General features: G+C 48.0%; 13 protein-coding genes. 9 read left to right on the plus strand and 4 right to left on the minus strand.

Features of this window, described 5'->3' with window-relative positions; all coding sequences use genetic code 11:
* Window positions 1-26: 26 nt before the first annotated feature.
* The 8 genes from NW212_RS01695 (at window position 27) to NW212_RS01730 (ending at window position 13502) form a co-directional block, all read left to right on the plus strand.
* On the plus strand, window positions 27-1685 hold the full coding sequence (locus NW212_RS01695; RefSeq protein WP_258336924.1) for a RagB/SusD family nutrient uptake outer membrane protein: 1659 nt from the start codon (window positions 27-29) through the stop codon (window positions 1683-1685).
* Between the two features lie 87 nt (window positions 1686-1772).
* Window positions 1773-3356: a glycoside hydrolase 43 family protein gene (locus NW212_RS01700; RefSeq protein ID WP_258336925.1), complete on the plus strand. Its 1584-nt coding sequence runs from the start codon at window positions 1773-1775 to the stop codon at window positions 3354-3356.
* A 93-nt stretch (window positions 3357-3449) separates the two neighbouring features.
* Entirely contained in the window at window positions 3450-4133 is a 684-nt protein-coding gene (locus tag NW212_RS01705; protein ID WP_258336926.1) for a hypothetical protein, read from the plus strand.
* Window positions 4130-4435, plus strand: coding sequence for a glycoside hydrolase family 95-like protein (locus tag NW212_RS01710; protein WP_258336927.1), 306 nt, complete (start codon window positions 4130-4132; stop codon window positions 4433-4435). Before NW212_RS01705 ends, NW212_RS01710 begins: the two co-directional genes overlap by 4 nt.
* 4 nt (window positions 4436-4439) lie before the next feature.
* The gene (locus NW212_RS01715; protein ID WP_258336928.1) at window positions 4440-6815 is read left to right on the plus strand and encodes a glycoside hydrolase family 95 protein; all 2376 of its coding nucleotides are present in this window, start codon (window positions 4440-4442) and stop codon (window positions 6813-6815) included.
* Between the two features lie 25 nt (window positions 6816-6840).
* A complete protein-coding gene (locus NW212_RS01720; RefSeq protein ID WP_258336929.1) occupies window positions 6841-9318 on the plus strand; it encodes a glycoside hydrolase N-terminal domain-containing protein in 2478 nt (825 codons plus the stop codon).
* A gap of 142 nt (window positions 9319-9460) precedes the next feature.
* Complete coding sequence (locus NW212_RS01725) at window positions 9461-11293, plus strand: right-handed parallel beta-helix repeat-containing protein (protein ID WP_258336930.1); 1833 nt, start codon at window positions 9461-9463, stop codon at window positions 11291-11293.
* A gap of 592 nt (window positions 11294-11885) precedes the next feature.
* Entirely contained in the window at window positions 11886-13502 is a 1617-nt protein-coding gene (locus tag NW212_RS01730; protein ID WP_258336931.1) for an ABC-F family ATP-binding cassette domain-containing protein, read from the plus strand.
* A gap of 186 nt (window positions 13503-13688) precedes the next feature.
* Here NW212_RS01730 and NW212_RS01735 read toward each other — a convergent pair whose 3' ends face one another.
* Both NW212_RS01735 and NW212_RS01740 read right to left on the minus strand, forming a co-directional pair.
* Window positions 13689-14855 carry a DUF3843 family protein gene (locus NW212_RS01735; protein WP_258336932.1) on the minus strand — a complete coding sequence of 389 codons (1167 nt, stop codon included), beginning with the start codon at window positions 14853-14855 and terminating at the stop codon, window positions 13689-13691.
* A gap of 13 nt (window positions 14856-14868) precedes the next feature.
* Window positions 14869-16044 (minus strand): MFS transporter, encoded by a 1176-nt coding sequence (locus NW212_RS01740; protein WP_258336933.1) that lies wholly within the window; start codon window positions 16042-16044, stop codon window positions 14869-14871.
* 317 nt (window positions 16045-16361) lie between these two features.
* Between NW212_RS01740 and NW212_RS01745 the strand changes: the two genes are divergently transcribed.
* A complete protein-coding gene (locus NW212_RS01745) occupies window positions 16362-19538 on the plus strand; it encodes a carboxypeptidase regulatory-like domain-containing protein (protein WP_375337936.1) in 3177 nt (1058 codons plus the stop codon).
* A 408-nt stretch (window positions 19539-19946) separates the two neighbouring features.
* On the opposite strand, the gene NW212_RS01750 is transcribed toward NW212_RS01745, so the two are convergent.
* Both NW212_RS01750 and ettA read right to left on the minus strand, forming a co-directional pair.
* Entirely contained in the window at window positions 19947-20897 is a 951-nt protein-coding gene (locus tag NW212_RS01750) for a PepSY-like domain-containing protein (protein WP_258336935.1), read from the minus strand.
* A 208-nt stretch (window positions 20898-21105) separates the two neighbouring features.
* Complete coding sequence (gene ettA, locus NW212_RS01755; RefSeq protein ID WP_258336936.1) at window positions 21106-22794, minus strand: energy-dependent translational throttle protein EttA; 1689 nt, start codon at window positions 22792-22794, stop codon at window positions 21106-21108.
* Window positions 22795-22812: the final 18 nt, after the last annotated feature.

Here is a 22812-nt window from a genome sequence, read left to right on the forward strand (position 1 = left end):
TATAAACTTTAAAACAAGAAATAGTTATGAAAAAACATATATTTATCAGTACTGTTGCTGCTATTTCCTTATTAAACGTTTCATGTGATGATTTCCTGAGTACCGTACCTTACGATGCCTTATCTCCGGAAACTACATGGAAAACAGAAGCTGACGCGGAAAAATTTTTAATTGGCTGTTATAGCGGCTGGATGAGTGACGGAACTGCGTTATATGCCGACTGCGGTTCGGACATCGGCTACAACAATTTTGCTTGGGATGGATGGAAATTTATAGGCAATGGCACTTTGTCAGCCGGAAACGATGACATCAGTGATTTTTATAATTTCAATACCATCCGGAACTGCAACGATTTTCTGACTCATATAGAACAAGTTCCTTTTAGCAACGAAGACGACAAGAACGACATGATAGGTCAGGTGAAGACTATGCGGGCATGGCAATATTTTGAGAAAGCATGGTATTACGGAGGAGTTCCCATCATCGATTCTTATGAAACAGCTGCCGAGGCACAGGTGCCCCGTAACTCAGAAGAAGAAGTCAAGAATTTCATATTCAAGGAACTGGATGAAGCCATTCCTATGCTGAAGAAAGACTTCAAAATAGAAACCGGTACTATCAACCGCGCCGTTGCACTGGCCATCAAAATGCGCGCAGCCTTGTATTACGAAGATTACGCACGTGCCAAGCAAGCAGCCGTAGATATTATGAATATGGATCTCTATGACTTGGAACCGTCTGAACCTAATACAGCATCAGGCTATCAGAAGCTTTTCTTAATTGAGGGACAAAGTTCCAACGAAATCATTCTGTCCATTGCCCATGACCAAGTGCAGCTTTCAAATGGATATATTGCAACAATGTACAACAATGCAGATGGAGGATGGTCATCTATGGTACCGACCCAAAATCTGGTAGATATGTATGAAATGGATAACGGATTGACAAAAGAAGAAGCAGGAAGCGATTATGACCCAACGCATCCGTTTGCCAACCGTGACCCCCGCATGACTGCCACTATCCTTTACCCCGGTCAAAATTGGAGCAATCTGGAAGGAGAACCAGTCATTATCAATACGCTGGACAAGACTATCGATGGCAGCGCCAACCCCAATGACCCTAGCGGACCTGACAATGCGTCTAAAACCGGACTGACTTGGGCTAAGTATTTGGGCGATGGACCGACCTACTATGCCGATATGTGGAATGCCAACGCCAACACTATCATCTTCCGCTATGCCGAAGTATTGTTAAGCTTTGCTGAAGCCAAAAATGAACTGGAGGAAACTCCTCAAGACAGTGTGTACGCAGCGCTTAACAAGATTCGCACCCGTGCCGGAATGCCGGAGGTAGATAGAGGCAAATATTCCACCAAAGAAAGTTTGCGTGAACTGATTCGCCGCGAGCGTACCGTAGAGCTGGCCGGAGAAGGATTCCGCCGTGCCGATATTCTGCGCTGGAAAGATGCCAACGGCAAGATGCTTGCCGAAACCGTCATGAACGGTCCGCTGGAACGTATCACCGGTACGGTGAACAATAATGAAGCCGACCCGGAAATGCGTGCTACTGTATCTGGAAGAGAAAAGGTTGAAGACCGTGTATTCAAACCTCATTTCCGCTACCTGCCGATTCCGCAGAAGTACAGAGATACCAATCCGAATCTAGATCAGAATGAAGGGTATTAATACCCATAAAATTAGCTCTTAAACAGAACGGGTATAGTGCTTAAACGACAAGTCCTATACCCGTTTTTACTTTTAAACACAATTCTTATGCACATAAAACATTATCTGGCAGGCTTGTTTTTTGCCTGTCCGTTATTCCTGGCAGAAGCACAACAAGTATGGACTCCCGACAACGGAGATGGAACATTTACCAACCCGTTAATGTGGGGAGACTGGCCCGATCCCGACATTATCCGGGTAGGTGACGAATTCTACATGGTTTCTACCAGTATGCATTACGTACCGGGTTCTCCCATCGTCAAATCCAAAGACCTTGTAAACTGGGAAATGGCAGGATATGCCGTAGACCGTTACGATGAAGATCCGGGATATGACATGAAGGACGGAAAAACTCTTTACCTGAATGGTTCGTGGGCCAATTCTATCCGTTACCACAACGGAAAATTCTATGTAGCTTTCTGCACTCCTTATGGATGGGGTACAGAAAAGGGGCATTTTTCAGTCTGTGAAGCAGAAAAGCCGGAAGGCCCATGGAAGCGCACAATCTTCCCAGAATACTTGTACGATCCGGGACTGTTTTTCGATGAAGACGGAAAAGTTTATGTAGTACATGGACAGCATACCCTTTACGTTACAGAACTGAATGCCGACGCAAGGTCAGTCAAGGGAAAACCCGTTAAAATATGGGACAAGGGAGTGGACGATGCTCACAATTCCGGGAAAAATGCCGGAATGGAAGGCTCCCATGTATATAAAATCAATGGAATGTACTATATCCTCTGCCCCGCCGGAGGAACAGAAGGATGGCAAGTCTGCCTACGCTCCAAGAATATTTACGGCCCTTACGAACATAAGGTAGTCATCCAGGACGACAGTTCTTATCCCACCAATGGTCTGCATCAGGGAGGAATGGTACAACTCGAAAATGGTGACTGGTGGTTTATCATCATGCAAGACCGGGGTGCCATCGGACGCGTACCTCATCTGCTGCCTGTAAAATGGTCAGACGGATGGCCTGTGCTGGGTATCAACGGACATGATGTATCGATTTATCAAAAGCCAAACGTGGGAAAGACTTATCCAATCAAATCTCCGGCTACTACCGATGAGTTCAACTCAACCAAACTTGGCCTGCAATGGCAATGGAACCACAATCCGGACAACAACCGTTGGTCGCTCAGTGAAAGAAAAGGCTATATGCGTCTGAAAGCTTCTTATGCCAAAGAACTAACTACCGCCCGCAACACACTTACCCAAAGAGTGCAAGGACCGTTGTCCACCGGTACAGTAGAAATGGATGCTTCCGGACTGAAAAACGGCAATGTGGCCGGTTTCGGTGTGTTCCAGGATCCGTACGCTTATGTGGCTGTACGCCAAGACAACGGAATACGCAAACTCATCGTATGCCACAAAGGCAAACAGACTACGGTGATTGAGAACTTGAAACAAGACAAAGTATGGTTCCGGGCCCGCATTACCGACAAGGACTTCACCGCCCGCCTGTATTACAGCTTAGACGGTAAAGATTTCTCTCCGGCAGGCGAAGTGCTCCACATGGATTTAGGCTACCCCTGGACGGCAAACCGCTTTGCTTTGCTGAACTACAGCGAAACAGAAGAAGGAGTAGACGGTGTGACCGACTTCAACTGGTTCCGTTTTTACAACAAATGATAAAGTATGCAGGTCATGCAAATACCCATCTTTCCACATCTATTAAAAGGCGCAGGCAGGCTACTTCCTCCGGTCTGCCTTGCCTTTACATTGATGCCATCTTGCCTGCCAACGCAAAACGTAGAAACAGAAGCCGGATACTTCAAAGATAAAAAACAGATACTTACCGCCCGATGGAACCAACCATTCAGCCAAGAAGAAACAGAAAGCCGCCACGCTCCTACATCTCTGTTTCTTGGAAACGGAGATGTAGGCATCATCACTTACACAACTTCTGACGGACAAACCTTGCGGATAGGGAAAGTAGATTTCATCACCGACAACTGGGAAGACTGGACGGGAAACGGACCGGCTGCCTTGCCCGTAGGAGGACTGGAAATCAACGTACACTCACAACCCGCCGAAGGGTTCGGCTACGAAATGAGCCAGCTTGAAGCCGAACTCCGGATGAAAACCGGTACACGCGAACAAGTAGACATGGTTACTTGGATGACTATGGACGATAATTACGTGGTAACAGAACTCTCTACTAAAACAGGAAAACCCGTACCGGTTACGGTCACAACCTATGCCGGATGTGAAGATACCTGCTATGCCACGACTGCGGACTTTTGCGGGGAAGTGACGCAAGTGTCCCGCCGTACCAAATCGGAAGGAAATGTGCGATGGATAAACTGCGCCATCTCTACCCGGATAGTCGGAACAGAAAGCCGGAAGCACAAACTTTCAAACGCACAAGTAACGGATAATTTTACCGTCATACCATCAACTCCATGATGCTGCAATCTGTAGAGGGCGTGCTGCATCTGTTTCCCTGCTGGCCTGCTTCCCCTGCTTCTTTCACACGTCTGCGCACCAAAGGAGCCTTTCTGGTTTCAGCCACTTACGATGGAAAAACGGTAACGACTCTGAAACTGGAAAGTACGAATGGAGGCATCTGCCGCTTACAGAATCCATGGGCAGGAAAACGAATCAAGATAACAGAGAATGAAAAAGAGATAACCGCCTCATACGAACAAGGAATCTGCTCTTTCCATACCCGGAAAGGACATACCTATTGTATTACTCCACAAATGTAAACTGATGAAAATAGATTTAAGAATATCAGCACTATTATTGGCCATAACATGGGGAACTTACGCCCCGGCATCTGAAACTGCAAGCTCTGGCAGATGGACGATATGGTCGGCCTCTCCCGCTTCCCGATGGGAAGACGCCTTCGTAACCGGAAACGGACGGCACGGAACAATGGTATGGGGAAGACCGAAAGACGAGCGTATCACCTGTGTTCACGAAGAATTGTTTATCCGAGGATGGAGCCGACATCTGAAAACCGTTCCATTCACAGCCCCTCTCCTTCCGGAAGTACGCCGGCTGGTCAACGAAGGCTCGAATGACAAAGCCGACAGCCTGATTACGACAGAAGCAGAAAAGCAAATGCAGGCCATGGGTGCCCGACAACGGTGGCCATTGATCCCTCATCCCGCATTCGATTTACACATCCGGCATCTAGACAATGTTTCAAAGGCAGATTCATATCGCCGGCAACTGAATATGGAAAATGGAGTCACATCCGTATTCGGCTGTGACGGAGGGCAAGGAACCGAAGACGTTTTTTCTTCAAGAGAGCATAACCTCAATGTAATCCGCCTGAAAGCAGGGAAAGGGGAAAAATTACATGTCTTGCTGGCATTAGAAGAAACTCCCGGCAGAAAAGGCATGCACTTTGAACATAATCTTGACAGTGCCTTCTTATTTGCCGAAGCAAAGGCAGAACCCGGATGGCTGACCTACCAGGCTGCTTACCGGCAAGACCCCGGCGGTTATGAAGGAACGGCAAGAGTCATTCCTAAGGGAGGAATTATGCGACAGCTGTCTGAAGGATTGGAAATCGAAGGAGCTGATGAAGTATTGATTCTACTACGCATCAGTCCGCTGGAAGATTGGAAAAAGTCAACAATACCCACAGTCAAAAAAGAATTGTCTGGCTTGCCCGCATCATACTGTCAACTGCTTGCTCCTCATGCCAAATTACATGGGGAAATGTTCCGTCGTATGCAACTGGATTTAGGACAGGAGGAGAAATGGAAAACGATCCCGGTAGAAAAAATGCTTTCCGATATTCATCGGGAAGGGATGACCCCTCTGTTTATGGAACAGATTCACGCCATGGGACGCTATCTGCTTATTTCTTCCTGCGGCAAATACTCTCCTCCTTTGCAGGGAATTTGGGGAGGAGGATGGAAACCGGCTTGGATTGGAGGATTCGTATGGGACTCCAATATAAACCTCGCCATATCGGCTGCGGCAATGAGCAATCTTCCGGAATGTGCAGAATCTTATTGCACGTATGTAGAACATTTGCTGCCCGGATGGCGCCTCAACGCCCGGAACTATCTGGGATGCCGCGGCTTTTTAGTAGCTCATTACAACGATCCGGAAAACGGATACCTTACACACTTCGGGCGTTCTTTCCCGTGGATGTGCTGGGCCGGAGGAGCAGGATGGAACCTCCGCCCGTTCTATGAATATGCCATGCTGACGGGAAATGACGCCATGCTGAAAGAACGAGTACTTCCTCTTTACCGCGAAATGGCCGCCTTCTACAAAGACTTTCTGTTGATGGAAAAAGACAGCCTGTACCACTTTATTCCAAGTATCTCACCTGAAAATGCCGCATACGGAACAGACACTTGGCTGAGCCGCGACGCTACCATGGATGTAGCCATCGCTCACGACGTGTTCGGTATCTTGTTGGAACTGGGAGAAAAATTCAACCTTCCCGCACAAGAGCGGAAAGAATGGCAGCACTACCTGAATCACCTTCCCGTCTATCGCATCAATAAGGACGGTGCTTTAGCCGAATGGGTTGACCCGCATTATCCGGACGTGTATGACCATCGGCACCTGTCACATCTATATCCGGTGTTTCCGGGCGGACAACTGAGAAAGGACAAGGGAGAACCTCGACTGAGAGAAGCTGCGAAGAAAGCTCTCGACAAACGTTTTGAATTTGACACCAGCTCTGCACACGGACTGATTCATGTAGCCTTACAGGCTGCCCGCCTTGGAGATCTGGATAAGGTACGAACCAACCTGAACCGTTTCTGCCGCCGTCACTATGTGTACAACAGTCTGGTTACCTCTCATGACCCCGAACATCAGGTCTATAATCTGGATGCAGTATTAAGCCTCCCCCGGTTGTTCATGGAAATGCTGGTATATACAGAGCCGGGGAAAATAGAACTCCTCCCCGCTTGGCCCAAAGAATATGCCGACGGGAAACTGATCGGAATCCGGCTATACGGAGGGCATCAGCTGAGTATGGAGTGGAAAGACGGAAAACTAACCGAAGTACAACTGAAAGCCGGCAAAGACGATACCTTGCAGGTATATTATCAGGAGAAAAGCAAATCCCTCCAACTGAAAGCAGGGCAAACTTATCAAATCAAGCTTTAACACTTAGAATCTTTATCTTACTGACATGAAAACTGTATCTATTTCTTTATTAAGCATCATGCTGGGAAGTATGCAAGCCTTTACTCCAATTGAAGCGCAAAACAGCTTGTATACCCTTTGGTTTGACCAACCCAACATATCTCGTTCTGTTCCTGTCTGGGGGGAGGGAGAGATTGCCCCCGACGAAGGCTGTACGTTTGAGAACAAAGACTGGGAATGGGAGCATACTTCCCTACCGCTAGGAAACGGAAGCATCGGAGCAAACATTCTAGGGTCTATCGCCACGGAACGGTTCACATTCAACGAAAAGTCATTATGGAGAGGAGGCCCCAACACTTCGGCGGGAGCAGACAATTACTGGAACGTGAACAAGTCGTCGGCCAGTGTGCTGAAAGATATCCGGCAGGCTTTCAGCCAAGGGAATAACGAAAAGGCCGCCCAACTGACGCAAGACAACTTCAACAGTGAAGTGCCATACGACCCGGAACCAGGAAAACCGTTCCGCTTCGGCAGTTATACTTCATGTGGAGAATTCACCATAACAACCGGCATACCGGAAAACGACATACAGCATTACGTACGCTCACTTTCTTTAGACTCGGCTCTGGCTACTGTAAGCTTCTGCAACAAAGACACTGCCTACCGCCGTGAATATTTTATCTCTTATCCTCATCAGGTGATGGTGGCACGTTTCACCGCCAACCGGAAAGGAAGTCAGAATCTGCTACTCTCTTATACCCCGAATCCGTTCTCTCACGGAAAATTCAAACGGGAAAAACAAGATGTATGCTTCGACGGGAAGCTGGACAATAACCGGATGCGTTACACCGTAAGGATAAAAGCCCTTCCCAAAGGAGGAAAAGCGTGGACGGACAAACAAGGAAGAATTCATGTAGAAAAAGCCGATGAGGTAATGTTTCTCATAGCAGCCGACACGGATTACAAAATGAATTTCAACCCTGATTTTTCCAATCCGGAAACCTACGTAGGAGTAAACCCTGCGGAAAGTACGAAACAATGGATCGAAACTGCTTCCAGACTGCCGTTTGAAGAACTGAAGCAAACACACTGCCAAGACTACGCCGCACTGTTTAACCGTTCTACGCTCAGCCTCAATCCGAATTGGGAAACAGAATCCGACAGACTTTCCACCCCACAACGACTGGCACGTTACCGTACCGGTGCTCCCGACTATGGCCTGGAGAGTCTTTATTATCAGTTCGGACGTTATCTGCTGATAGCCAGTTCACGCCCCGGAAACCTGCCAGCCAATCTTCAAGGCATTTGGCACAATAACGTGGACGGCCCCTGGCGGGTGGACTACCATAACAACATCAACGTACAGATGAACTATTGGCCGGCTTGCCCCACCAACCTGCCGGAATGTGAACTTCCATTAATAGATTTCATCCGCACATTGGTGAAGCCCGGAGAAAAAACCGCACAAGCCTACTTCGGAGCACGGGGTTGGACTGCTTCGATATCTTCCAACATCTTCGGCTTCACCACTCCGTTAAGCAGCAAGGATATGAGTTGGAACTTCAGTCCGGTTGCAGGTCCGTGGCTTGCCACTCACATATGGAATTACTACGACTATACCCGCGATCTGGATTTTCTGAAAGACACAGGATATGAGTTGATTAAAAGCAGTGCCCGGTTCGCTGTGGATTATCTATGGCACAAGCCGGACGGAACTTATACCGCCGCTCCTTCCACATCTCCGGAACACGGTCCCATAGATGAAGGCGCCACTTTCTCACATGCAGTCATCCGAGAAATACTGCTGGATGCCATCGAAGCCAGCAAGGTTCTTAATGTAGACGGGGACGAGCGGAAGGAATGGGAAGAAGTGCTTCGACACATGGCTCCTTACCGGACAGGCCGTTACGGCCAACTGATGGAATGGTCGAAAGACATTGATGACCCGCAAGACAGTCACCGCCATGTAAATCATCTTTTCGGGTTACACCCGGGACATACCATTTCTCCCATAACCACTCCTGAATTAGCCCAAGCCGCCAGAGTGGTGTTGGAACACCGGGGAGATGGAGCCACCGGATGGAGTATGGGGTGGAAACTGAACTTATGGGCACGTCTACACGACGGAAACCGGGCTTACAAGCTCTATGGCAATCTGCTGAAAAACGGAACAAATGAAAATCTTTGGGACAGCCATCCTCCTTTCCAGATAGACGGCAACTTCGGAGGTACGGCCGGCGTAACGGAAATGCTCCTGCAAAGCCATGCCGGATTTATCCATCTGCTGCCTGCCCTGCCGGATGTATGGCATGAAGGACACCTGACCGGAGTGCGTGCCCGCGGAAACTTCACACTCGACATATACTGGCATGACAATAACCTGACTCAAGTCGTAGTTCATTCCGGTTCAGGAGTGCCCTGTCGCATCCATTATAAAAAAGAAGAAATAACCTTTCCTACAGAAACAGGAAAAGACTATATCCTGAAAACAACCAATGGAAAGCTCCAACTGGTCCATAAATAAAACATTCAAAAACAAGAACATCATCGGTAAAATAGAAGACCTTGATCTCGGAGCTGTTGCCCGTTGATGAGATCTGGCTGCTAAAAGATCCGGACAACAGATGCAAACTGATTCAATATTCACACCTAAAAACTCACTTCCAATGAAATCCAATCATTATTCAACTACACTTCTGGCGCTTTTCCTGACTCTTTCTGCCAATGGATTCAGCCGGGAATATCACGTGAACCATGCTGCCGGTTCCGATCAAAATGAAGGAAATGCCGCACATCCGTTGAAAACCATACAGGCTGCAGCCAAAAGGGTGCAGCCCGGTGATAAGGTTATCGTACATGCCGGCACTTACCGTGAACATGTCAATCCGATATGTGGAGGTACCGAAAAAAAGCCCATCCTCTTCCAAGCTGCCCCGGGAGAAAAAGTAGAAATAAAAGGTTCGGAAATAATGAAAGGCTGGAAACACGTTGACCGTAACACGTGGATGGTAAAAATCCCGAATTCATTCTTCGGGACCTATAATCCATACGCCTCTACGATTCATGGAGACTGGCTGGAGAGCGGAAACTGGAGCCACACCGGAGAAGTGTATCTGAACGGCGAACGGCTGAAAGAAGTGCCTTCGCTGGACAGCCTCATAGTCGGCGGATTCCAACAGCCTCTCTGGTTTACCCACGTAGAAAAAGATAGCACCTCCATTTGGGCCAACTTCATCGGACACAACCCGAACCAACAGACCGTAGAAATTAACGTAAGACAATCTGTGTTTTACCCTGAAAAGCCTTTCATAAACTATATTCATGTAAAGGGATTCCACATGAGCCATGCAGCTACTCCCTGGGCACCTCCTACGGCAGAACAACCCGGACTAATCGGAACTCACTGGAGTAAAGGATGGGTTATCGAGGACAATACAATCAGCTATTCAAAGTGCGTGGGAATCACATTAGGAAAATACGGAGATGAATGGGACAACAAATCCGAATCGGCAGAAGCATTTGTCAAAACTACCGAACGCGCTTTACAGAACCAGTGGAACAAAGAACACATAGGCAGCCACATCGTGCGGCGGAACGAAATATCCCATTGTGGCCAAGCTGGTATCGCAGGAAGCCTGGGAGGCATCTTCAGCACTGTATCTGACAATGAAATCCACGATATCGGGATTGGATGGCCCTTCTGGGGATATGAAATTGCCGGCATCAAATTCCATGCACCGGTGGATATGCTTATCAGCCACAATCACATACATCACACAGAGGGCGGTATCTGGCTGGACTGGATGGCGCAAGGTACACGCATCACCCGGAATCTTCTGCATGACAACCGGCTGCAAGACTTGTCACTGGAAGTAAATCATGGGCCGATATTGGTGGACAACAATCTTTTTCTTTCGCCTGAGTTAGCACAAATCAAACTCTCACAAGGGGTTAGCTTTGTCCATAATACCATCGCATGGAAAATTTGGCCTACCGGCACCAAAGACGACAGGAAAACGCCGTACCTGCTTCCGCACGACACACAGATAGCCGGACTTCACGACTGTCCCTGCGGCAATGCCTCTTATTTCAACAACTTATTCATACGGGCAGACATGACTCCGTATGACGAATGTATTCTTCCTGTACGAATGGAGGGCAATTTGTATTTGGCAGAAGCCGAACCCTCTAAGTTTGAAACAAACGGACAAAGGGATACTTGCTATAAAGAGCCATTTCAAGTCAGCAAAGAAGACGACGGCTGGTATTTGTCTGTACGCGTCAGCAACACCTGGCAGAGAAACAGACTGATTAAACTGAATGATTTAGGCAAAGCTCAAATTCCTGACCAGACATTCAAACGGGAGGGCATACCCGCTTCTTTCAACCAGGATTTTTTAGGCAACAAGCGCAAGACATCAGCTCTCCCCGGAGCTGTTCAGTTCTCACAAGACGGTTTACAGAGAATTAAAATCTATCAGATATCCTCCGCCCAATAACAGTGTCAAAACAAAATTCGGCTATCAGAAGGCAATGTCGTGTTGACAGCGGAAGGCCGTCATCAGACGCATGACGCTGCGTGAAATTCTATGAAACTGTTTTGAGTTTCTCCAAAAAGTTTTTCTTGGCTTGATGTGTTCGTTTTCGTGTGTGCTTTGGACTATTTTTTGGTCTTTTCCGCTTCTGTTCTTCGTCAGATAGCCCGCTATCTTCCTCATCACACAAACGGAAATGCCTCAAAAACTCATCCCAAATCAGCACACGATAAATTCAAAACAGTTTCTATATCTCTAGCCTAGAGATATAAATCTCCAGCCTGAAGATGCACATCTTTAACTTGAAGATATGTATCCTTAAGCTGGAGATTGTTTTTATGTCCGCCGGAAACGTTTGTTCCGGCCTCTTGCCCCAAAAAAGATTTCACGGAAAAAGTATCTGCCTTGACCTGCATACAATGGCATCCGCCATTTCCGCCAGGCAACTTTGAGTGACCGGCCACGTTTTGCAATGGAAAGATGGGGCAGTATTTCGTTTTTTATCGTATCTTTGCCACCTGAAAGGATAATAACAAACAACTCAATAGAAAATCAAATGATTACAGTTTCAAACGTAGCCGTTCAATTTGGTAAAAGGATTTTATACAACGATGTGAACATGAAGTTCACCAACGGAAACATTTATGGTGTCATCGGTGCAAACGGGGCCGGAAAATCAACATTTCTGAAAGTCATATCCGGAGAACTGGAACCGACCAAAGGAACTGTCACACTGGGACCGGGCGAACGCTTGTCTGTACTGAGTCAGGACCACTTCAAATTCGACGCACATACCGTACTCGATACCGTACTCATGGGACATACCGTACTGTGGGACATCATGAAACAGCGCGAAGCCTTGTATGCAAAAGAAGACTTCACCGATGAAGACGGAATCAAGGCGGCCGAACTGGAAGAAAAGTTTGCTGAAATGGAAGGATGGAACGCGGAAAGCGACGCAGCCATCCTGCTGAGCGGACTGGGCATCAAGGAAGACAAGCACCAGATGCTGATGGGCGATCTCAGCGGAAAAGAAAAGGTCCGCGTGATGCTGGCACAGGCCCTGTTCGGAAATCCGGACAATCTGCTGCTTGACGAGCCGACAAACGACCTCGACATGGACACGGTGACATGGCTGGAAGAATATCTCTCGAACTTTGAACATACCGTGCTGGTGGTAAGCCACGACCGTCACTTCCTCGACTCCGTATGTACGCATACGGTAGACATCGATTTCGGAAAAGTGAACCTCTTTGCCGGAAACTACAGCTTCTGGTACGAATCGAGCCAGCTTGCGCTCCGCCAGCAGCAAAACCAGAAAGCCAAAGCGGAAGAAAAGCGCAAGGAACTGGAAGAATTTATCCGCCGTTTCTCGGCCAACGTAGCTAAATCAAAACAGACTACCAGCCGCAAGAAGATGCTGGAAAAACTGAACGTGGACGAAATCAAGCCTTCATCACGCAAATATCCGGGCATCATTTTCACAATGGACCGCGAACCGGGAAACCAGATTCTGGAGGTTTCGGGACTGCGTGCCGTAACGGATGACGGCGTTGTTCTCTTCAACGACGTGAACTTCAATGTGGAAAAAGGTGACAAGATCGTTTTCCTGAGCCGGGATCCGCGCGCCATGACGGCCCTGTTTGAAATCATCAACGGCAACCGTAAGCCGCAGGCAGGACACTACAGCTGGGGGGTAACTATCACAACGGCTTATCTGCCGCTTGACAATACGGATTATTTCAACAGCGATCTGAACCTCGTAGACTGGCTGAGCCAATACGGTGACGGAAATGAAGTATACATGAAAGGCTTCCTCGGCCGCATGCTGTTCTCCGGCGAGGAAGTGCTCAAGAAAGTGAACGTGCTTTCAGGAGGCGAAAAAATGCGGTGCATGATTGCGCGCATGCAACTCCGGAACGCCAACTGCCTGATTCTGGACACTCCGACCAACCACCTGGACCTGGAGTCAATACAGGCATTCAACAACAATCTGAAAACGTACAAAGGAAACGTACTGTTCTCTTCGCACGACCATGAATTCATCGAAACCGTCGCCAACCGGATCATCGAACTGACTCCAAACGGCATCATCGACAAAATGATGGAATACGACGAATACATCACATCCGACCATATCAAGGAAATGCGTGCACGCATGTACGGAGAATGACACGTCTCTCAAACGGGCAAGCTGAGAGTTCTTAATGCAGTCCAGCCATCTGCAAAAAATACTCAAGGGAGTAGGATCTCGACAACATAAGATAATGTATGCGAGATTCCTCACTCCCTTGAACAACAAAAGAAAATCCGGTTCCTATCTTTTCACATACCGCCCAAAGCTTCCCGTCTCACCGTATCAGTCACCACGATAATAGTACAGCAGAAAACAACGGGCTATGAAATCGGCATTTTCAGCCACAAGTTCTTTCCGTCCTGTCTTGGGATAGCTCGCATCAGAAAGATAGCCGTTCCCGATGCAATAAGCCAGAAGGTCAGGCGGACACAGTGTTTCCTCCACCAGCAAACGGAAGGCGTGATGTTCTGCCTCTACCTTATTATATAAAGGATTCAGCGGGTCAGCAATATATTCGCACACATCCTTGGCCAGCAGAATACCCTTTTCCGGTTCTGCCATCAGTACAAAGTTCCGGTTCTGCTTCATCTGAGGCAATGTATGCCCTTCGTCATCCGGCCATTTCAGCACTCCTGTCAAGAAAGTTTTCAAGTTGTCATAACCATCCAGATAAACGATGCGCCTGCCGTTTGTACCTTCCATGAAATTGCGGTACATCTCTTCATTTCTTGCACGAACATCTTCGGGCACTTCCGGCTCTTTCCAATAAAGTCCCTCAACCTGTTTCCACACCGCATTGTTTTCGCCTGCCAGCAAGTCAATCCACTCATGAAGGAACAAGGCCAGCGGTCCTGCAGGCACAATCAGCTGTTCAGCAAAAGAAATGTCATCAACATATGCAGACATTGACGGGTTGGTCAAATAGGTCAGCCCGAAGAGCCATTCCAATTTCCGGACCGCATCTTCCTCTCCCTCAAAGCTTCCAAAAAAGTTTTCCAGCAACGGATTTTCCGGAGCATCATCATATACCTCGTCCAATATGCCATACAACTTGTCTGCCTCTGCCAAGATTTCAACTGAGAGCGGATCCAGGTAAAGCCCGCGCTTCATCTTTTTCTGATATGTATACCAAATAATGAAACGCACATCCTCCACGTTGATGCAGCCGCATTCATAGCTTTCGTCTGTATCATAGAAAGGAAGATTACGCCCGTAAAGCCGCCGATGCTCTTCGACAAAAGCATTCCACAATCCCAAACCGGATATGACATCTTCCAGATATGCTGCCACAAAAAGCCCAATGTCTATACGGACATCTTCAGGGACATGCTCATCCAATTCTCCGAACAGACGGTTGGCGAGTTTTACAAAATAAAAGTCTGAAGGCAAGGCACTGACATACGGATGTATGTCCAGCCAGTCATTCAGAAAAATGTACTGTTTCTTCATAATTCACTATAGTTTAATGTTTTGTAAATAGAGTAATAACCAACGAAATGCCGGCCAGACAAATGCCTGTGCAGGTTACGCCCGCCCAACCGAATGAATGCCAGAAGGTTCCGGCAAACAATGTTCCCAAGGCACCGCCGACAAAATAAGTAGTCATGAATATGGTGTTGATACGGTTGGACGCATGCATGTCAAGCGAAAGCGCACAAGTCTGATTGCTGATTTGGACACATTGCATACCGATATCAATCACGACAATTCCAACAATATATCCGGCGTAACAATCCTGAAGAAAGTACATGAACACCCATGCAAGAATCATCAGCGAAGCTCCCAGATAATTGAAGAAACGGACGCCCATCCTGCGGACGTAAGCTCCCACAACCGACGCGGTCAACGCACCAGCTATGCCGCAAAGACCAAGCATGCCGATAACATTGTTGCCCGCGTGAAAAGGCTCGCCGCTCAGCTTGAAAGCCAGACAAGCCCACAAAGCCAGGAAACTGCCGAAACAGAGGCCCGCCCGGACAGACACGAGCCGCAGCGTAGGCCTGGCGGCATAGAGCGTTCCGAGCGACTTCATCAGTCCGGCATAAGTTCCCTTGAAATTGGAAGGCATATCAGGCAAGGCACGCAGGATGACAAAGATGCACAGAAACATGATGACGGCAGCCACATAATACATGGTACGCCATCCGAAATACTCTCCGACAATACCGCTGACAACACGGGAGCCCAGAATGCCGGTCAACAGTCCGCTAAGCATAAGCCCCACATTGCGCGCCTTGTTCTGCGGAACCGAGAACTGCGACACCAGCGGAATAAATATCTGCGGTATGACCGAACAGATTCCGGTGACCAGCGAAGCCGCCAATATATAATGGATGCCGGGAGAAACCGCTATGCAGCAAGTTGCCGCAGTCAGCAGCAAAAAATTGACGACTATGATTTTCCGCCGGCTATAAAGGTCGCCCAAAGGAATGATGAACAACAAGCCCAAAGCGTACCCGATTTGTGTAGTCATCGGAATAAGGTTCGCCGTAAACTCCGACACACCCAGATCAGCGCTTATACGGTTCAGCAAAGGCTGGTTGTAATACAGATTTGCGACAGACAGTGCCGCAATCACGGCAAGCAGCCAAAGCAATGAAGCGGGGACACCGCCATTCTCAACCAATTTTTGTTTCATTTTCACTTTTAGTTTTCTGATGCAAAAATACGGAGAAAAACGAAACTCTTCCTTCCCCAGATTACATTTATGAAAAAATCCGGTTACAAACACATGCCTGTTCCGAACCCGGCAAAATATTTTTGCAACAAATTTACAAAAAGCAACGACTTTTTGTTTATTATTCCTAAATTTGCACCAGAAAAGACAAACAGGAAACCGATAAAAACTAAACCAAAGACTACCAATCAGAAAACTACTGGATAGAAACTAAAAATAGCTTTTACTAACAATTTATTTTTATGGTACAACAAATCAAAGTCTTCTCCGCGACGGTAATGGCATCAGCCCTGACTATTGCCGCAAGTGCGCAAGTAACTACATCTGCCATCAGCGGAAAAATCATCGACGAAATGAACGAGCCTGTTATCGGTGCCACAGTGACAGCCGTGCATGAACCATCAGGTACTCTCTATGGAGCCGTCACCAACATTGACGGACGTTACACGATTCAAGGTATGCGTACCGGCGGACCGTACAAGGTAGAAATCACCTACATCGGCTATCAGAAAGCAACCTATACAGGCATCTATCTTGAACTGGGAAATACATTCTCCCTGAACGGAGATATGAAACCGGCTTCCGAACTGCTTGATGAAGTTGTGGTAGTGGCTGATGCAAGACCGAACGGAGGAGCTTCAAAGAACTTCTCAACGTCTTCCATCGAAAATACGCCGACGGTAGACCGCAATGTGTACGACATTGTAAAGAATATGCCGATGGCCATGACCTCAAAAAACGGAGGCATCACATTTGCCGGTTCAAACAACAGATACAACAGTTTCCAGATTGACGGTACGGTGAGCAACGACGTATTCGGACTTGCAGCTTCAGGAACAAACGGAGGCCAGACAGGAGCTAATCCGATTTCGATGGATGCCATCCAGGAAATCCAGGTAGTAGTTGCCCCATTCGACGTACGGCAGAGCGGATTCACCGGCGGCGGAATCAACGCCATCACCAAGCAGGGAACAAATACCACACACGGATCGGCCTACACTTATTTCAACAACCAGAACATGTATGGCAAGTACAGTGCCATCCGCGGCTACGAGAAATCTCCGATGGCACAGCAATACACACGCACGTACGGAGGAACACTGGGAGGAGCCATCATCAAGGACAAGCTGTTCTACTTTGTCAGCGCAGAAGGCAAGAAAGAATCGTATCCGTCAAGCATCTACCCGGGATATACAAACAATTACCTCACCGCCGGCGACGCACAGAAAATTGCACAGAAATACCAGGAGCTGACCGGATTCAACGAAGGATACGGACAGCGGAACGTTGACAACAAATCGTTCGGATTACTGGCACGTGTCGACTGGAACATCAACCAGAACCATAAACTGGCTATCCGCTACCAGCACAACAATTCGTATGACGACAATTACGGAGTGAGCGCGACAAGCTATATGTTCAACAACAGCGGATACCGCATGAACAACAAGACCAACTCTGTCGTTGCCGAACTGAATTCTCACCTCGGACAGAATCTCTACAACGAGCTCCGTGCCTCGGCCAGCTTTATCCGTGACCACCGCGAAACAGCTTACCAAGGTCCTACCGTACAGATAAAGAATATTTATGCCGCAGACGGAAAAACCAGAATCACGGCCAATATCGGTACCGAATATTCTTCAGGAGCCAACTACCTGGATCAGGACATTTATACATTTGAGGACAATCTCTCATGGTATCTTGGCGACCATACGCTGACATTCGGTACGCACAACGAAATATACCGGATGAAGAATCTGTTTATTCAGGCAATAAACGGATCCTGGTACTACAACAGCCTCGACCTGTTCCTGAACGACGAACCTTATCAGTTTTCATATAAGTATACCGACCCGACACTGACCGGAGGAGATACCCGCTGGGCCCCGGCCATGAAAGCAGGCCAGTTCGGTTTCTACGCTCAAGACAAATGGGATGTCAACAACAACTTCAACCTGACTTATGGCTTGCGCATAGATATACCGGTTGTTTTCAACGAACCTACAGAAAACCCGACCTTCAATGACTATGCGGCACAAAAAGGATTTGATGTGCGTGTCGGCCAGAACCCGAGTGCAAAAGTGCTGTTCTCTCCGCGCGTAGGTTTCCGCTGGTTCCTGAATGAGTCTCACAACACGCTGCTGAGAGGAGGCGTAGGAATCTTTACGGGCCGCGTGCCGTTTGTATGGCTGTCGAATGCCTTCAACAACACCGGTATGGAAAGCAAGGGAACAACGATTTCGCCGCAAGATGCAGACAAGAACTATACGAACACAGCGCCGAAACTAGGCGACTATGCTCATGACCCGATGGCTGCTGCCAATTCGCAGAAAGGTTCTGCATCACGTCCGGACATCGTTACAGTGGACAAGGATTTCAAATACCCGCAAGTATTCCGCGCAAACCTGGCTTTGGAACAGCGTCTTCCGGGAGATGTGAAACTTACTCTGGAGGGTATCTACTCAAAAACAATGAACAACGTGTTCTTTGAGAACTTGGCCATCACAAACAATGGAGAAAAGGTGTATGCTGTTCCCGGTGTGGAAGCGTCCTCCGCTCCGCGCTACAGCAACGAACGAAGCGACTATTACAGCATCATCAACCTGAAAAATACAAACAAAGGCTATACGTATGCCGTATCGGCCCTGCTGGAAAAGAGCTTCAACTTTGGTCTTGACCTGTCGGCTTCTTACACTTTCGGACACGCGAAGTCTGTAAACGACGGTACAAGTTCCGTTGCATACTCTAACTGGAGATACAACTATTCGCGTGACACTAATTCAGACAACGAACTGGGATTCTCCAAGTTTGACATCCCTCACCGCGTAATGGTTCAGGCTTCTTATACCAGTCCGAAATATTGGAACAACTGGATGAGTACCACTGTAGCTGTCATCTACAACGGCTTCTCGGGAGGTAGATACTGCTTGACTATGAACGAAGTGCAGGACTTCAACGGTGACGGTTTTTCCGGAAACTCTCTCCTCTACATTCCGACAGATGCAGAAATTGATAAGATGATCTTTACCGGCGTTGACAAAGACGGAGAAGCTTTGAGCATGACGGCAGAAGAAAGCCGCCAAGCTTTCAAGGAATGGATTGCAAACGACAGTTATGCCAAGAATCACCGCGGACAATATGCAGAACGCAACTCAAACCTGAGCAAATGGGAACACGAAATCGATCTGCATCTGGCCCAGACCATTTATAACATCAAGGGTGCAGGCAAGTTGGAACTGACTTTCGACATCATCAACTTTGCCAACATGCTGAACAAGAAATGGGGAGCAAGCTACAGCTCAGCCTATAACCTGTCACCGATTTCCGTAGAATACATGACAACAACAGAAAACGGAGAAAGAACTCCGGCGTATTCATACAACAGAGCAGAAATCGAGAAAAACGATATCGCTTCACGCTGGCACGCACAGGTTGGCGTAAGACTGACTTTCTGATAAATACGGATTTATTATAAGCAACCGATCAAAATTAGCTTATATTAACGTGTCTATTTGAAAACGCAGATTCACGCGGATAAACGCAGATAATAATTTAACTATTAATCCAATCTGAGTTAATCTGCGTAAATCTGCGTTTTTCATCACATCAATTCATTTTGTACACTCAGAAAGAAAGAGGGTGTGTCGAAATTGTTCTTTGAACACAGAGGCACAGAGACACAAATTTTTATTTATTTGATAATAAAATGTATATACTCTGTGACTCTGCACTCAGTTTCTTAATTACGGCACATCCTCTTTCTTTTTTATCTGTTCCTCTCTTTTTCTTTATCAGACAGCCTGCCTCTCTCCTCACAAAAGCAGGAAAAATCCCCGAAAGGCCTGTCCTGATGACAAAGACGGTTATGTCCACTCATCCCAAAGATCACTCCACCAGCCGTCTTCCCAGTCTTCAGGAAACTCTTTCACAATGTTTCCGTCTTGATCGACAATGACCAGCCAATCGTCGTCGTGGCGTTCGGCCTCAATAGCATAAAATATGCCCCGGCGGGAATCAAGCACGTCAATGTCGTCATCATCGATGTCATGGTAGCCTTTTGACCATAAATTGCTCCACAAGTTATCGGGCAGACTGCTGAATCTAGGCTCTTCCCACCAAGTGCCAACCCACTCGTTCCGGAAGTTGAAGTAAACTTCTTTTTCATAGCCTTCATGACGGATTTCAAACTCCATGAAACCGTCTTCCCAATCGCTGTCTTCAATGCGCGCGCCGGGGTATCGGTCTGCGATAAATTCTCTGGGAGTCATCGGCTGCTGTTCAGGAACGAAGTCGATATGGTTATCGTCTTCGGGCGCACCGATAACTTCATCAACAAGTTTGCCCTCCAAAGTATAATAGAGATCAACGTCGGTCTCCGTTCCGTTCTCATTCTTGTCTACCTCGATGACATAAAACGTTTCAGATCCTGCGCGTTCCAACACATTGGCTTCATCGTCCACTGTCCAAGGCGATTGGGCGTAGACGCTGGATTCAAAGGCGCTGCGCACAGCTGCCGGGAGACTGCTGAACGGTATTTCACGGTCGGTCATGCTCCAACGATTGCTCGTGCGTGAAAACCACGCAGTGCAGTTGGGTTGCATCATTTCGGCCCGCGTACCTGCATCATAGAAACGAGCGACATCGTAGTCATCGATGGTCGTCCAAGAGACGTTGGTCGCGTTGGGAAACATTTCGTTAAACGCCTTGACGATTTCGCTAGGCGGAGTTCCGGACAAGCTGTCATCATCACTGCATGACGACAGCACGAACACACTGCATAAAGCAGCCATCAAAAAAAACTTAAACTGTTTCATAGTACAAGTGGATTAGAATATCGTATCGCTATAAATAAAAGCATTTTTCTTCAAAAAGGTGAACAATAACTGTTATTGTTATTAACCTTTAACGGAATTAACTAAAAGCAGAGCATCGCCACTTTTTTCAAACCCCTATATAGATTTCAAGGTTCGTTTAAAAGCAAAAGGCAGAGCCGCAACACGACCCTGCCTCGTTAATAAGAAATCAGTCTTCCATCAGCTTGCGATAACGCACACGCTTCGGCTCTACGTTGCCCATGCGCTTCATCTTGTTCTCCTCGTATTCGGTGTACGAGCCTTCAAAATAGAACACCTCGCTGTTGCCCTCGAACGCAAGGATATGCGTACAGATACGGTCGAGGAACCAGCGGTCGTGGCTGATAACCACCGCACAGCCGGCAAAGTCTTCCAAGCCTTCTTCCAGCGCGCGGAGGGTATTTACGTCAATGTCGTTGGTCGGCTCGTCAAGCAGCAGCACGTTTCCTTCCTCCTTCAGTGCCATGGCCAGATGCAGACGGTTGCGTTCACCTCCCGAAAGCATGCCGCAGAGCTTTTCCTGATCGGAGCCGGAGAAGTTGAAACGGCTCAGATAGGCGCGTGCATTGATGTCGCGGTTACCCATACGGAGCAGTTCGTTTCCGCCGCTGATCACCTGATAGACAGTCTTGTTCGGGTCGATATCCTTGTGCTGCTGGTCGACATAGGCAACCTTCACCGTTTCGCCCACTTCAAACTCTCCCCTGTCCGGCTTTTCAAGTCCCATAATCAGGCGGAACAGCGTTGTCTTGCCCGCACCGTTCGGACCGATAACGCCCACGATGCCGTTGGGAGGAAGCATGAAGTTGAGGTCGTCAAACAGCAGCTTGTCGCCATAAGCCTTCGCCACATGCTTGGCTTCGATAACCTTGTTTCCCAGACGCGGACCGTTCGGGATGAAGATTTCCAGCTTCTCTTCCTTCTCCTTCACATCCTCGTTCAGCAGCTTGTCGTAAGAGTTCAGACGGGCCTTACCCTTTGCCTGACGGGCCTTGGGAGCCATGCGCACCCATTCCAGCTCGCGTTCCAGCGTTTTGCGGCGCTTGCTTGCCACTTTTTCTTCCATTTCCATGCGTTTGGTCTTCTGCTCCAGCCAGCTCGAATAGTTTCCCTTCCAGGGGATACCTTCGCCACGGTCGAGTTCCAGAATCCATCCGGCCACGTGATCAAGGAAGTAACGGTCGTGCGTCACGGCGATTACCGTTCCTTCATACTGCTGCAGATGCTGTTCCAGCCAGTCGATGCTTTCTGCATCCAGGTGGTTGGTAGGCTCGTCCAGCAGAAGGATGTCCGGCTTCTGAAGCAGCAGGCGGCACAAAGCCACACGGCGGCGTTCACCTCCCGAAAGGTTCTTCACCGGCTGGTCTTCGGGAGGACAGCGCAGCGCATCCATCGCACGTTCCAGCTTGCTGTCCAGGTTCCATGCGTCTGTAGCGTCAATGATATCCTGCAGTTCGGCCTGGCGGGCGAAAAGCGCATCCATCTTTTCCGGATTTTCATAATATTCCGGAAGCCCGAACTTCTGGTTGATTTCTTCATATTCCGCCAATGCGTCCACGGTGCTCTGCACACCTTCCATCACCACCTCCTTGACCGTCTTTTCATTGTCGAGCTGAGGTTCCTGAGCCAGATAGCCCACCGAATAGCCCGGAGAGAAAACCACTTCGCCCTGATAGTTCTGGTCCAGTCCGGCGATAATCTTCAGCAACGTAGACTTTCCCGAACCGTTCAAACCGATGATACCGATCTTCGCTCCGTAGAAAAAGGATAGGTAGATGTCTTTCAATACCTGTCTGTTGTTCTGGAATGACTTGCTCACTCCCACCATCGAAAAGATAATCTTCTTGTCGTCTGCCATATTCTTTATTGGTTGTTA

This window comes from Bacteroides sp. ET225 (assembly GCF_024733745.1).
Taxonomy (GTDB): Bacteria; Bacteroidota; Bacteroidia; order Bacteroidales; family Bacteroidaceae; genus Phocaeicola; species Phocaeicola excrementipullorum.